This window comes from Arhodomonas sp. SL1, assembly GCF_052060015.1.
Taxonomy (GTDB): Bacteria; Pseudomonadota; Gammaproteobacteria; order Nitrococcales; family Nitrococcaceae; genus Arhodomonas.
In genome coordinates this window covers 26,202-39,794 of sequence record NZ_JBPODZ010000010.1, presented here as the reverse complement: position 1 = coordinate 39,794, position 13,593 = coordinate 26,202, and the positions used below count along the sequence as shown (strand labels likewise).

Annotated in this window: 10 protein-coding genes and 1 pseudogene; 4 read left to right on the top strand and 7 right to left on the bottom strand. The window is 60.8% G+C overall.

The features are described 5' to 3' along the window. Nucleotides 1-331: 331 nt before the first annotated feature. The gene (locus ACQ754_RS13465; protein ID WP_440997548.1) at nt 332-1,564 is read right to left on the bottom strand and encodes a DUF418 domain-containing protein; all 1,233 of its coding nucleotides are present in this window, start codon (nt 1,562-1,564) and stop codon (nt 332-334) included. A gap of 95 nt (nt 1,565-1,659) precedes the next feature. Here ACQ754_RS13465 and ACQ754_RS13460 point away from each other — a divergent pair, with 95 nt between their 5' ends. Together ACQ754_RS13460 and ACQ754_RS13455 are read left to right on the top strand one after the other, a co-directional pair. Then, nucleotides 1,660-2,469 (top strand): LytTR family DNA-binding domain-containing protein, encoded by an 810-nt coding sequence (locus ACQ754_RS13460; protein ID WP_440997547.1) that lies wholly within the window; start codon nt 1,660-1,662, stop codon nt 2,467-2,469. Between the two features lie 568 nt (nt 2,470-3,037). Then, nucleotides 3,038-4,172, top strand: a pseudogene (locus tag ACQ754_RS13455) (IS3 family transposase). On the opposite strand, the gene ACQ754_RS13450 reads toward ACQ754_RS13455, so the two are convergent. The 5 genes from ACQ754_RS13450 to ACQ754_RS13430 all read right to left on the bottom strand — a co-directional run bounded on the left by ACQ754_RS13450 (nt 4,157) and on the right by ACQ754_RS13430 (nt 8,822). Then, nucleotides 4,157-4,429, bottom strand: a complete 273-nt coding sequence (locus tag ACQ754_RS13450; protein ID WP_440997582.1) for an ADP-ribosylglycohydrolase family protein — start codon at nt 4,427-4,429, stop codon at nt 4,157-4,159. The pseudogene ACQ754_RS13455 and the gene ACQ754_RS13450 sit on opposite strands and share 16 nt — an antisense overlap. A gap of 87 nt (nt 4,430-4,516) precedes the next feature. Beyond that, the gene (locus ACQ754_RS13445) at nt 4,517-4,990 is read right to left on the bottom strand and encodes a hypothetical protein (protein WP_440997546.1); all 474 of its coding nucleotides are present in this window, start codon (nt 4,988-4,990) and stop codon (nt 4,517-4,519) included. A gap of 105 nt (nt 4,991-5,095) precedes the next feature. Continuing rightward, a complete protein-coding gene (locus ACQ754_RS13440) occupies nt 5,096-5,476 on the bottom strand; it encodes a hypothetical protein (protein ID WP_440997545.1) in 381 nt (126 codons plus the stop codon). Nucleotides 5,477-6,576: 1,100 nt separating this feature from the next. Beyond that, complete coding sequence (locus tag ACQ754_RS13435) at nt 6,577-7,863, bottom strand: pentapeptide repeat-containing protein (protein ID WP_440997544.1); 1,287 nt, start codon at nt 7,861-7,863, stop codon at nt 6,577-6,579. Then, a complete protein-coding gene (locus ACQ754_RS13430; protein ID WP_440997543.1) occupies nt 7,860-8,822 on the bottom strand; it encodes an HNH endonuclease in 963 nt (320 codons plus the stop codon). Before ACQ754_RS13430 ends, ACQ754_RS13435 begins: the two co-directional genes overlap by 4 nt. Nucleotides 8,823-9,487: 665 nt before the next feature. Here ACQ754_RS13430 and ACQ754_RS13425 point away from each other — a divergent pair. Together ACQ754_RS13425 and ACQ754_RS13420 are read left to right on the top strand one after the other, a co-directional pair. Continuing rightward, complete coding sequence (locus ACQ754_RS13425) at nt 9,488-10,606, top strand: hypothetical protein (RefSeq protein WP_440997542.1); 1,119 nt, start codon at nt 9,488-9,490, stop codon at nt 10,604-10,606. 27 nt (nt 10,607-10,633) lie between these two features. Beyond that, nucleotides 10,634-12,907 (top strand): ThiF family adenylyltransferase, encoded by a 2,274-nt coding sequence (locus ACQ754_RS13420; RefSeq protein WP_440997541.1) that lies wholly within the window; start codon nt 10,634-10,636, stop codon nt 12,905-12,907. Here ACQ754_RS13420 and ACQ754_RS13415 read toward each other — a convergent pair. Further along, nucleotides 12,904-13,539, bottom strand: coding sequence for a hypothetical protein (locus ACQ754_RS13415; RefSeq protein WP_440997540.1), 636 nt, complete (start codon nt 13,537-13,539; stop codon nt 12,904-12,906). The two genes, ACQ754_RS13420 and ACQ754_RS13415, sit on opposite strands and share 4 nt — an antisense overlap. Between the last annotated feature and the right edge of the window lie 54 nt (nt 13,540-13,593).

Below are 13,593 nucleotides of genomic sequence, written 5' to 3'. Positions count from 1 at the left end.
GTACGGCGGTGGTCAGGGTGCGGGGGAAGTCCAGACCGCAACCGGCTCGAGCGTCTGAGCTTGCTGCTGGGGATCTACAACGCGCTGCAGCTACTGTTGCCCCGTGAGGATGCTGCTGCCACCTGGATCCACCGACCTGGTCAGCATCTACTCTTCGTGGGCCAGCGCCCGCTCACCCGATTGCTGGGAGGGCAGGATGGTGATCCCGCCCCCGCCGAGGTGAGCCGGACGGCCCGATCCGGGAGGGTAAGCGTCTCCCTAAACGGTGGTCCGGGCCGCCGGTATCAACAAGGCGTACCTCTCCATGATCGAAGCAGGCATACGCGAAGCACTACAGGATCGGAGCTGCCTGCCGTCGCAGTGCCGGTTGTTCACCTTTCACGCCCCACCGCCACAGCCACTCCACGGGCCCCATCTCGAAACGGCGCAGCCATGCGGGGGCAACGACGAGAAGGACCGTCCATACTCCGAGGACGATCAGGATCTGGTCGATGCGGTCCACGCGCCCGAACAGTCCGAGCCCGTGGCCGTAGAATACGGTGGTGGCGAGCAGGCTGGTCAGGAGATAACAGCTTAGGGCCGTCCTGCCGATCGCACGCAACCGGGCTAGCAGCGGCGCCCACAGCCCTTGTTTGAGCACGATGAGCGCTCCGCAGACCCAGGCCAGTGTCACCAGCGGAGCGCCCAGGTGGTTGAACAGGGTGCCGAGGTAGAGCGAGGTGGTCATCTCCCAGCCCGTGGCCTGGTTGAACAGTATGCCGGCGATGACGAGGGGTAACCCGAAGGCCGCGCTGAGCACGCCGGTGCGAACGTAGCGACGCAGCGGCCAGGCACCGGTCAGCAGCCCACCCTTCAGCGCGGCCATCCCGGCAAGCATCAACCCGAGCACGCGCCAGCCCTCTTCGGTTGGCAGCGCGAGCAGGTGCATGGTGGCCGCATCGGGGACACGCTGCGCCATCTGGCCGAGCCAGCCGCTGCGGTAGGCGTCGTGTTGGGCGGCAATGGCCTCGGCCGGAGGCTGCCAGTACGCGGCCACGGTGGCCTCGTACCCCGGTCCAGGCATGATAAGAAACAGCCCCGTCATCGCCAGCCCCATCACTACCGGTACGGCATAGAACAGGGCGGCGAGGGCGAGCAGGCGATGAATGGAGGCCCTGCGGAAAGTGAACGCCACCATGCCGACGACGGCATAGATGAAGAGGATGTCGCCGTACCAGATGCCGTAGGCGTGGACCATACCAATCAGGGCCAGGATAGCCATCCGTCGCGTGTGCTGGCGCCAGGGGCCCGCGCCATCGGCTTCGGAACGCTCGGCCATGACCACCATTCCGGCACCGAAGAGCGCGGCAAAGAGCGCCAGAAATTTCGAGTCGAACCCCACGTGAGCGATCGCCCAGAGCCAGAAATCGGAACCGGTCAGGCTCTCTCCGAGGGTCGGGTTGAGATAGGCTTGACTGACCATGGAAAAGGCCTGGATGTTCATCACCAGGATGCCGAGGATGGCGAATCCCCGGAGCACATCGAGGCTGTCGATGCGGGCAGTGCTGGATGCCGATGCGGACATGGACGCGGCTCCTTCGTGTGAGGTTTCCCGGAACCGTAGGTGGGGTATGGATGGCGGCCAACGTAAGTTTCGCGGGCGACGGGATTTTTTCGTGAATGGCGTCCAGCACCGCAGTCACGATGCGTGAATGGTGGCGACACGCGGTGCTGGTGGGTCCACCCGCGGCCGCTGGCGTGATCCTGGGGCTGCTGGGGCCGTTCGGAACGTTCCAGGCGCTGGCCTGGCCCGCTCGCATCACCTACTGGCTGAGTATCGTGTTGGTGAACTGGGTCCTCTGCGACCTTGCCGTGCGCCGCCTGGACGCCTGGATCAGTGACAAGGCCCCCGCACGCTCGTTGATGGTGCCCCTGGCGGGCAGCCTGCTTGCCGCCATACCGGCGACCGGCGTGGTGCATACTGCGGGCTCCATTGCCGGTCTTCCCGGGGAGAGCATCATCGGCCTGTTCTGGAAGGTATTCCTGGTATGCGCGGTACTCTCCGTGGTGTTTTATCTGAATGCGTCCGAGGCGCCCGACCCCGCCGGCGGTGGTGTGTCTCCGGCTCCGGATGAGACGGAATCCGGCGATTCGCCCACGACGGGGAACCTGTTTTTTCAGCGGCTCGGGGACCCCATCGCCGGCGAACTGCTCTGTCTGCAGATGCAGGACCATTACCTCGTGGTCCACACGAGTGGGGGACAACAACTCTTACTCTGCCGGATGGAGGATGCCGCCCGGGAGCTCGGTGCGCTCGGCCAACGCGTGCACCGCTCTTGGTGGGTTGCCCACGCGGCGGTGGAACGAGTCAATCGAAGCAATGGTCGCCTGAGCATCCTGCTCACCGATGGACGGGAGGTGCCGGTCGGGCGTACATATCAACGGAGTATTTCCTGGCAAGGGAACACTGGAATACCCTTCGGAGGGTAGACGCCTTGGCTCTCTGAGCCCCTCGCTGGCTGCCACTGCTTCAGCGCGAAGGCAATTCCCGTTGTCAGGGCTCGGGTGGAACCCTATCCCCCGTTTCCGCGGGGGTGCTCCCCGTCCGATCCGGCGCCATCGTGGGCCCGAGTATGTGATCGTGCCTTGCGTTCCCGTTCATAGGAGCGCCGCGACGCAAGCGCCCACGCGAGGACGCCGAGGCCGAAGAGCACAGCAATCACCTGCACGCCCATTAGCGCGTATTCCATTGGCATGTCATCGCCTCCCGCTCCCTGTCAGCCGCAGCATTGCAGAACCATCACTCCAGGGGAAAGAGCTCGGCGATCTCCTGCCAGGCGTTATCGTCGAGGCCGGTGAGCCGGCGCAGCTCGACGGCGGTGATCAGCAGCGTCCTCCACAGCTCCAGGTTTTCAGCGTCCCACCAGTGATCCGGGATGCCGCGCCGGCCTCGCTCGGCGCCGCGCAGGTTGCCGCAGATGGCGCCGGTGGAGTCGCTGTCGCCGTGAAGTGGACCCCGAAAACTGGACAGGTCGTGAAGTAAACCGTCCGCGTTACGATGGAGCCAACACGCGGAGGTTGTTGGACGATGGCAGCGAAGCGCAAGCGGCACAGCCCGGAGTTCAAGGCCAAGGTGGCTCTGGACGCACTCATGGGCATGAAGACCAGCCAGGAGCTGGCTCGCGAGTATGGGATCCACCCGACGCAGGTTGCTCAATGGAAGGCGCAACTGCGCGACAACGCCGGCGAGCTCTTTCAATCCGGTGCGCGACGGGAGAGGCACAAGGATCAGGAAGCGGAATTGGCGCGTGCCTATGAGCAGATCGGGCGCCTGGACATGGAGCTGGCATGGTTGAAAAAAAATCTGCCAGCCCGGAGTCGTGACCGGCGATGGTTGATCGAACCCCATCATCCGCGGCTTTCGGTCTCGCGGCAATGCCGGCTTCTGGGTCTGCCGCGGAGCACGTACTACTACCAGCCGGTGGCGGCGTCCGCCGAGCAGATCGCGCTGATGGAGGCGATCGACCGGCAGTATCTGGACACGCCGTGGTACGGCTCCCGGCAGATGACGGCAGCGCTGCGCCGGCAGGGCTGGCGGATCAATCGCAAGCGCACGCAGCGGCTGATGCGCATGATGGGGCTGCAGGCGATTGCGCCGGGTCCACACACAAGCCGCAAGCAGCCACAGCATCCGGTGTATCCCTACCTGCTGCGGGAGTGCCCGCCCCGGCAGCCGAACGATGCTTGGGCGGCCGATATCACCTTCGTTCCAATGCCCGTCGGCTTCATGTATCTGGTGGCCATCATCGACTGGCACAGCCGGTTCGTTCTGGCCTGGGAGCTTGGACACCGCGTTCTGCCTGGAGGCGCTGGAGCGGGCACTGCAACGCTTCGGCACGCCCGGGATCTTCAACACAGACCAAGGCACGCAATTCACCAGCGAGGCGTTCACGCAGCGGTTGAAGGCCGCCGAGGTGTCGATCAGCATGGATGGCCGAGGGCGCGTCTACGACAACATCTTTGTCGAGCGCCTCTGGCGCAGCGTCAAGTACGAACTGGTCTATCCGCACGAGTTCGCGGAGGTCGCAACCCTGCTCGAAGGGCTGGACACCTACTTCGAGTATTTCAACTACCGCCGGCCCAACCAGGGCTTGGCGCAGGCAACACCGGCCGAAGCCTATGGGCTTGCATAATGCCCCAGCATCGGCCACTGAGAAGGGCGGAGGTTTACTTCTACACCCCGCTGACCTGTCCAGGCCAATGGGTCCACCTCACCGCCGCGGCTGACCGCCAGTATCACCGCCGCCTCGAAGTCATCCCGGGAGAGCGCGCAGTACAGCGCGATGGCCAGCGCCTCCTCCGCCACCCAGCCCTCGCCGAGGGTGACCAGGGCCTTGCGGCGGTCCGGATCGCGGCGGGCCAGCCGCACCGCCGTCTCCAGCAGGCTCAGCGTCTCTTCACGGCCAAAAGTGGACGTTCAACGGAACGCTAAGCCGCGCGAAGAATCTCGCATCGGCGTGAGCATTTTGTTAGAAGGCTAGTGGTGTAACTGAAGGTACTTCGCAAATATATCATCAAGAGTTTCCAGTTCGTGATAGAGCTGTCTTTTGAGCTCCGATTGCCGTCTCACGTTCCTCGACCGCTCCTCACCAACAGGGACACCTTGAAGTTCTCCATCGAGACAGGCTAGCTCGATAGCCGGTCTCCACACTTGCGCATCCAAATACTCGGCCAGTTCCTTGTCGAAGACGAATCTGACCCCTCGAGTGCCCGACAGGTATTTGAACTGCCTCTCGTCAGTGGCTTTTCCTGATGACATGATTGATCCGAGGAAGTTCCTGACTACTTCGAACTGCTCATATCGGCGATCAAAAAGCTCGTGCTTCAGGCGGTTACGATTAGTCCTCCACTGGAGGAACCCGATCACTGAGCCAAGGATCGCTATGGTCGGCGTCAGGAGCGCGGAAAGATAAGCAACCCACACCGGAATCGCTTGTGTTGGATCTGGCACGGTATACCGCTCCTTCTCAGATTCTCAGAGTTCTAACGACAGCCATAACCGGCCGGCAATCCTGAAGCGTAGCGGAAGGCTTGGCGGTCCGAGTTGATGGTCTTGTTAGGCATTTGGTTTGGAAATCAGCCACACAGATAGAAGAACTATAATAACACCAATGGCAGCGAATAAGTTTGCCAGCATGCTGTGCCGCCAACCCGAAAACCAAGCGTTGCTATTCTCTCGAATATTTGGATCTCTGAACCGGTGATGGGAAATCTTTCCTCCTATGCCAAATAGCACAAGACCGAAAAAACCTACCGACAAGCTTCGAGCGAGCGTGGCACCAGAATACATAGCGGCAACCGAAACAACGAAGGCCAAACCAGATATGGCCAACAGGAAATCCGGCCAGAACTTCAGCTCAATGTTTTTGAAAGGGTTCTCCATACTCACATGGAAGACTAGAACAAACCAATGACCAACGTAATAATTGTCGCCCAAACGCTACCACCAACAACTGAGCCAAAGACCGACATACCCGAATTAGCTCTGTAGTCGGCTTCTGGACCATGCTTCGCCACATTCTGAGCGTTCATAGCACCACGGCTGAACATACTGAATATGACTGCTATAGGGAGTAGGATCAAGAACGCTTTCCAAGACCACTCCATGTATACCTCCAGCGTTTGCGCATAACGGCTGCCTCGAGGGGTTGAGAAAAACGCGTAGCGTTTGCCGAAGTCACACTCGAAGGCATTTCTAGGCTCAAGATTAGTCATTCCGATCCTGATTATCGCCCCAACGCCTCCGTACTATCAAGCAATCCTCCTCTGCAGCCTCGGGGAATACAACGTACATCAACCGTATGCCACCAAACCCAACTGCAGCGGCAAGTCCAATGCCAATGACATGGGACCAAATGGCCGGCACTTGGTATTGCGGGCTAATCCATAGAAGCATCAAAAGCCAAGCTCCGAGCCCGGCGCCGCATATGCCTAACCCAAATATCAGTCTCGCTGCTCCCCGCATATCCCCAAGCAATACACGGGAAAGAAGCATGTACAATATGAGTCCGCCCGCAATGAAGTCCCAAATTCCACCTGCCCACATGAAAAGGTTCCGCCTCAAAAATTCCAGTACACAGTCATAAAGCATTCCGCCTAACAGTGAAGCATTTCTTCGCCGTGCGCAGCATGGCGGGTAAACGCCTGCTGGACTAAGCTGCCCATAAGGTTGCTACGCTTTTAGATAGGGATTTGTATTGGCGGCACTGCGGCGTGGCCCGATGAGCGGCGCGCGCATGGGGTCTTGATCGGGGCTGCGCGGGATTCTGGGAGCCATGTGCCGAGTCCTTCCGGGTCTCAATATGCGAAATGTAGCGTGCCTTATGGCGGAAATCCAACCTCGGGGCGAGCGCAGCCGTCGGTCGTGACCCCGCCGGGTGACGGAGTCCGTGGTCCTCTGCGCAGGTTAGGTCATGCTGGATAGCGGTGCGCCCTCGGATTCAGTGGCCGGCGCAGCGGTGGCCGCCGGGCCGCAATCGCCGCGGTCATGCGCATGGAGGAATTGAGGTCCGCGTACGGAGTGGCTGTCTCTCGACTCTAGGGGGAAATTTCCCAATGGGTAGGGCGTACTAGGCCTGCTGGGATTACTGTCGACGAGTCTCCATTAGCATTATCAATTTGGTTCTGACAAATATCGCTCATGTTAACTCTCGTTCCTCGGATATTTACGTCCTGAAACTGTGCATTTGTAAGATGAGCGCCCGTAAGATCCGCGCCCTTGAGGTTGGTAGCTGCGATCATTGCGTTCTCAAGATGAACGCCTGAAAGGTCCGCCCCTTCAAGTTCCGCGCTGAGCAGTCCAGCGCCCTCGAGGTGCGCCCCTTGAAGATTTGCGAATTGTAACCGAGTTCTAATAAGACCTGCGCACTCTAAATGGGAACCTTCAAGGCACCCGTTATCTAGATGCGTGTAAGACAGAGTAGCGACCTCAAGTTGAGCGCCCCCGAGGTCTATATCTTCGAAATGAGCATATGAGAGGTCCGCTCGGCGAAGGTCGGTATTGCGGAGCAGAAGCCAAGCCCTTGAGCTCTCGTGTCTGCGCTCCCGACGGCCGATCGCGGTAAGGATAGCTTGCAAGTCAGCAGGAAATCGCGTTGTTCCAGTATCGCCCACACCAACGGATGAGCTTTCCGGTCCCTCTCCTCGCGCGGCCGGCGTTTCATCGTCGCCATCCTGATGCTCAGTAGCGTTTTCTTGCTCCGAAGTGACCGTCAGTGGGGGCCATGGCCGCTTCTCCCGGATATAGGCGCAGAACGCTTCCATAATGGGCTGGTGAAGACGGGGGGATTCGCGTGCCAAGCTCTCCAGGCTCAGGATTGCGCCTAACCGTATCGCGAAGTCATCGTTGCCCAAGTGTTCGATCGCCCGGGCAAACGTCTCGGTCTCGACTCGCCGATTCTCGATCTGCGCTGCGCGCGCCTGCGTGTAGGATCGCCATCCGGCAAGCAGAAGGCCGGCTACCGCTACAAGAGCGCCGCCTAGGGCTGAGATGCCCCATAGCAGGTTCCGGAAGGCCTGTGACGGATCAGGTGGTGGCCTTTCTGGGAGCGGCGTCTGCTCAATCACTGCAAACACGCGCACCGCCTGGTCACGCAGCGCGCCTATGGCGCTCCACACTCCGAACAGCCACGCAACAAACACTACCGCCAGGATGGAAACAGCGAACCATAATCCGGCTCGGTAGCGCCAGAGAAAGCGCTGGAAAACACTTGGGTCACCTTCAAATTTGTGGCGCAGCTGTGCCGGCAGGCGGAACCAAAGGCCTTTCAGGGTTTCGCGTATCCTCTGTACGGTCCGTTGCCACAGAGAGCCCCCGTTGCTCATTGGTGTGGCGCTTCTAGGTGCAGTCCGTCGGCGGCAACGTGCTCGGCGTGCCAGCGCAGCGCCTCCCCCGAGGGCTGTTGAGATGGGTCGTGAGGCACGCTAATCCGCGCCCCGTGGAGAGATCGGCACGAGGACCGCAATGCGCGGATCCTTCGAGCCAGGACAACACGAAGGGTTGCCGCGTTGACCGTGAGCAAGCCTAGATCGAACAGCGTGTGCACGTCTCCCCTTAGCAGCAGTCCGTTGCTCGGATAGTTGGTCTCCTCGCGGCGGTACGGGTGAATGTGCGCCGCCTCGAGCACGTCTAGCACCTCGCAACCAGTGATGGCGCAGCGACCCTCGTAGGCTTCGATCAGCGCTTGGCGAAGCGTCGCCTGTCCTCGCCGCTGGACGATGGTGGCGAGCGTGCGCTTGCGCGAATCGGTGATGGACTCTGGCGAGAACGGCTGTTCGTTTCCCGCATCAGCCGAGAGGGACGGGGCCGCCTCGCCGTGGCTCCCGCTGCCCAGGATGCCTTCAAGCGAGAACCAGCCATCCTTCCACCCGCGGACGTAGGCGAGGCCGAGCACGTGGTAATGGACATTCGGTTTGCCCTGCGTCTGGCGGAGCACGGCGACGGGCACCCCGTCCCCCATGCAGGCGACGAGGCCGCGGTTGGTGTATTCCTCATCCCGTTGGGCGGGATCGGTGCCTTCCTGGTAGTAGTCGTACCGCCAGGATCCATCCGGCAGCCACTCCGGCTCCTTGTCGTCGTACTGGCGGGACAGCGTCGCCCGGATGCTCAGCGCATAGCGCCATCCCTTGGGCTTGTGGATGTCCTTGGCGCGGTTGGCGAGGTGGAGGCCCGAGGGGGGCTGGCCGAGCGATGCGATCTCCGCCCCGGCCCGGTCGGCGAACCACTCGAGCGCTTCGCGGTGGTCCGCGGACAATCCCTCCGGCAGCTGATCTAGCCTCGGCACGGCGCCCTCCATTGGCTCAGATGGCTCCGGTCGACCCTGTCGCCCTTACCACTGATTATGCTCATGCTGCATACTGCGTCACATCGGAGGGTGGCGGCAACGGATTGATCGCACATGGAGGACCGTACCCACGGGGCCACAGGGCAGCCACCAGCGGCGCAGGTGGAGGCGTTCATCCAGCGCTGGCCCGTTGCACCACCGGCCCCGAGGAGTCCAATGCGCAGATTTTCGTCCACGAGCTCTGCCAGGCGCTCGAGTTCCCCATCCCGGATACCGAGGGCGACGAGGTGCCCGATAGCGCGTATACGTGCAGGGCAGCACAACACTCCTCGATGCGATTTCTATGGCAGGAGATTCTCCCACTACCGCACTCCGAAATACGGTGTCGTAGGACAGGGGCCCGAGGAGGCCGAGCGCGGGGTGTTGCGGCAACCGGGGTTGAAGCGGACACCGTGGGAATGCCGGGCATGCCGATGACGGTCGGATCAAAGAGCGGTCATCCAACAGGAAGGAGTGTTGGAATGTTAGACCCCGGGCCCCGAATCGACCCCGAGCCCCATTTGGGTAGAAAGCGAGTTCGTACTCAGCGCGGGGGAGGGTTGACTTTCAGGTGAGGGACGCGTTAAACGGGTCTTAAGACCAATATCTAGTGTCCTGATATGGATATGAGCCACAAGATAGCCTTTTTTGCCTCCGGAAACGGTGACTCGGTGCTGCTTCAGGCGCATGATCGGACGATCATGACTGATATCTGTCACCGGGCAAGCCGGTGCCAGGACGAAAATGATGACGATGCCCCGGACTTCGCCCCCGATATCCGGGCTACCTGTACCGGCGATTACCTGGACATCTTCGTGCTGACGCATCCGGACCAAGACCACCTGTGCGGATTCGGCGAGGTCTTCCATCTTGGATCGCCCGATGATTGGGATGACGACCCCGAAGATGGACCAGTCAAGATCATTGTCAATGAAATCTGGTGCAGCCCCTATGGCGCCGATCCCCATTACACGACGGACGTTTCGAAGCCTGTCATCGATGAGATCAAGCGTCGGAAGGCGTTGCGCGGTACACCGGCGGGGGAAAGGGATGGCAATCGATTGGTCATCATGGACACTGGCTCGCATGAATCGGGCACGATCACGGACGGCTTGGATTGGCGCCTGCTTGCGCCGACGCCTGAAGAGGCGAATATTCCGGAGTCGGATGACCCGGACAATCCGAACAGCTCGAACCCGTCAAGCCTGGTAATCCGGTGGACAATTACCGTCGGGGGCAAGAAGAATTACGTGCTCCTCGGTGGGGACTCGACCGTCGAGGTCTGGGAACGAATCCATGACGAAGTCCTCGGCAATGATCCGGACGCTCTTGCGTGGCACATTTTGCTGTCGCTGCACCACTGCTCCCGCCGTTCGATCGGGCGCATCGAAAATCCAGATACCAAGGACGAGACATTTGTGCCCTCGCCGGAGGCGGAAGCAGCACTTGGGGAACAGCGCGGTGACGGCCACGTCATAGCGAGCAGCAAACGGATCGTGCGGGGTGGGCCGACGCCGCCTTCATACCACGCGAGAAACCGGTACCTGAAAATTCTCGCGGACGGGGGTGAGGTGACGGATGATGTGCGTAAGCGGTTCCTGTGTACGGGTGGCGACAAGGAGGGGGACAAGCCGGACCACGTAGTGTTCAAGTTTAGTGCCGGTGGACCGACGCGGGCACTCATGGCGGGGCCGTTTGTCACCACTACCGGCACGTCGAGTGGACGCGGTGGCGGTTACGGATGAATGCCGGACAGACGTGATAACCGCACGATGCCTGAGACGGACTGGCCCGACGCGCTAAGGCGTGAAGTCAGTCGCATCTGCCGGTGGCCGGCGGTCAACTCGGACACCCTGTCCGTAACGACGGACGAATCGGACAGAGTACATATTGGGTTTGACCTTAAGACCGAGCGACTTCTCGAGCCCGTGGCTACCCCTATCCAGGAGATTGAGCCGATAACGCTCGTGTACCGCTCAGTTGAAGCCGTAGGTATGTATGCTCCAGCCGTCTGGAGCGCTCGTCCAGACTTCCCTCGCGAGATTGGGCACATCAACCCAACGCCGCTCGAGCATCCGGCAAGCCTGTGCCTTGTACGCGCCGGCCTGCAGGCTGTCTATGACCGCTACGGTGTCGACGGCGTGCTAGATCGGCTTTCCGACTGGTTTCACGACGCCAAGACCGGGCAGCTGATGAAGGACGGTTGGGAGCCGGTGCCCATGGGCGAAGGGCAGGACGCCCGTGGTGGTTACTTTAATATCGGGTTCTTCCAAAAGTTGGCGCTGAACGAGGTAGAAGATTCAGGCTACCGCTGCGGGGTGGCGCGACTGTTAAGCGAGGAACTTGGTGGCCGTGTGGTGTTTCTGACACCCCCGGTGGATCTGAACGATGATGCGCAGGTTCAAGCGTCACGGAGGCAGATCAAGGCGTCCCCAAAAGAACCGGGTATCGCCGCTTACGTCCCCTGGGTTTTTGTATGGTCGGACCGAGCACAGTCCATAGAGCGTCAACTTTTCGGGGTATGGAACAGCTACGGGGAGATTGAGGCCGGACTCGAGGGAACCGCGATCGACGCCCAGCTTCCCACAGCAATCATGACTGCCCTATTGGAGCTCGCTGGCCGAGAAACCACCAGCAGGCGGCCGGTGGCGCTGTTGGTTGGCATATGGCGACCGGAGCCGATCTCGGCATCGGTGTTCGGCATGGCATCCGAGCCTGAGGCCCGCCGCCTGGAAATGCGGGCCTACCTCCTCCATTGCGAAAGGCATGAGGACAACCCGATTGACGCCGCGGTCCCAGTGCAGCAACTGCTCGGCCTGCAGCTTCCAAGCCGCGAAATGCTGGCCTTTACCTCGGGGCTACAAACAATCGCACCGATGGCCTTGCTGGGTTACGGCGCCCTGGGCAGTTGTGTCGCGGACTTTTTGCTCAGAGCCGGCATCCCGAAGATCGCAGTATGCGACAACGACATTGTCGAACCGCACAATCTTGGGCGCCACAATGCGACGATCGAAGACCTTTACGCGCCCAAGTGCGCGCATCTGGACAAGCTAGCGGGCAAGATCACGCTTGACGGTCAGGAGATACAGCGCGAGGTCCTGGAGCATGATGTTGCGAGCCTTTCGGACGAGGACCTTACAAAGGTCGCCGGCGTTTATCCCTTCATTATTGACGCCACGGCGGATGAAAGGGTGCGACGCCGCTTGGCCGGCGCGTCTCTGCCAGCCGAGAATAGACTCCTGCGAATGGAGATCTTCCATGGTGGACGATTGGGGACCCTCTTTCTGACGGGCGCGGGAAACACGCCGAACGCGATCGACCTGTATTATGATTTGTGCGCGCGGGCTGTCGAGGACAAGGCCGTCGAGGAGTGGCTGCGAGGGGAGCAAGCCGCCGGCACGTCTTCCGAAGAACTCGTTGTTGGCATGGGCTGCGCGTCCGCCACGACGCGGATGCCCAAGTACCTAGTCGCGCAGCATGCGGCTGCCTTTATGCCGACCATCATTGGCATTCAGAGCCGCGTGCCTTCCCCAGGGTTTGGGATCAACCCGCTTGCGCAAGACGGAACGCCGCTGGGCTGGCGGTGGTTCGATTACGGCGGTGCGGTGACCGTGCTTGAGGCCGCGGATGCGCCCAGCTGGGAAGTGCGACTTTCGCCAGGTGCGGCCCAGCGGCTCGACGAGCTGCGCCTCGACCACGGCGAGATCGAGGCCGGGGGTTACCTCTACGGCGGATATGATTTCGTTCTCAAACAGTTATATGTGGTCGCCGTGAGTGACGTGCCGCCGGGCACGGAACAATCGGCTGCTGCCATCGAACTCGGCCCGGCGGGGCAAACCCGACTTGAGAGGCGGCTTGCCCGGTGCGCCGGTGGCAAGGTAAGTCTGATTGGAACTTGGCACAGTCATCCCCGATCTGATTCGGCGATGTCGGAGAAGGACCGCCGAACCATGGAATCGTTTCGTGATAGGGATCGTTCGAACGGGCTACCGACGCTGTTAGTAATCTCGTCGCCTGAAGGGAACGGAGCACACCTCTGGGTTTAGCCATGTCTTGGCTTGGTGAGCCGGAGATAGGTAACGATAAGCTCTCGTCCATAGTGCTTCCCGAACCGCACCATGCGGTAGCCGCCGATAAGAGCGGCTAGTGCCGCGAAGGCTCCAAGCCTCCAAGCTGGCCAATTGGCAACCAGAGCCATGATTGCGAGAGCCCCGAACGCCCCCGTCACGCCGCGCATGAGTCCATACGTTCTATTGAATGAATCAATGCGTGAAGTGTCGCCTCTCGCCTGAGCGACGACATACATCTCTCGGACGATCGGTGCTAGTTGCGCGGAAGAAAGATCTTGAAGCTCACAGTCGAAGTCGTTTTTGACGGCTTGGCGCAGCCGTTGGACTTGTGTGTCATGGAGTAGCCTCCGCGGATTGTGAACAAGCCAATCTGTCGGCATGCCCCCTAATGGCTTCCAAATTACTATCTCGACAAGGTTGCCAGCGGCTTGGACGAGATGACCTGCGACGAAGGACAGGACAACGAAGAGCCCCAGATCACCAACCGAAAAGCCCTGCTCGAAGAAGACCGACTTAAAGTCGGGGAATAGAAGCGTAACCCCGAAGATGAAGACGCTGCCCGGCGCTATAACACCAATAATCTCGTAAGCGTCGAATTTCGAGCTCAAGCGCTTAGCTCCTGCAGATCAACTGGCAAGACTGTATCACCCCCGTCGGGACGC

Excerpts from the sequence above, each read along its gene's own strand:
- ACQ754_RS13465 (WP_440997548.1), bottom strand. The coding sequence starts at position 1,564 with ATGTCCGCATCGGCATCCAGCACTGCCCGCATCGACAGCCTCGATGTG.
- ACQ754_RS13460 (WP_440997547.1), top strand. The coding sequence starts at position 1,660 with ATGGCGTCCAGCACCGCAGTCACGATGCGTGAATGGTGGCGACACGCG.
- ACQ754_RS13435 (WP_440997544.1), bottom strand. The coding sequence starts at position 7,863 with ATGAGCAACGGGGGCTCTCTGTGGCAACGGACCGTACAGAGGATACGC.
- ACQ754_RS13425 (WP_440997542.1), top strand. The coding sequence starts at position 9,488 with ATGAGCCACAAGATAGCCTTTTTTGCCTCCGGAAACGGTGACTCGGTG.
- ACQ754_RS13420 (WP_440997541.1), top strand. The coding sequence starts at position 10,634 with ATGCCTGAGACGGACTGGCCCGACGCGCTAAGGCGTGAAGTCAGTCGC.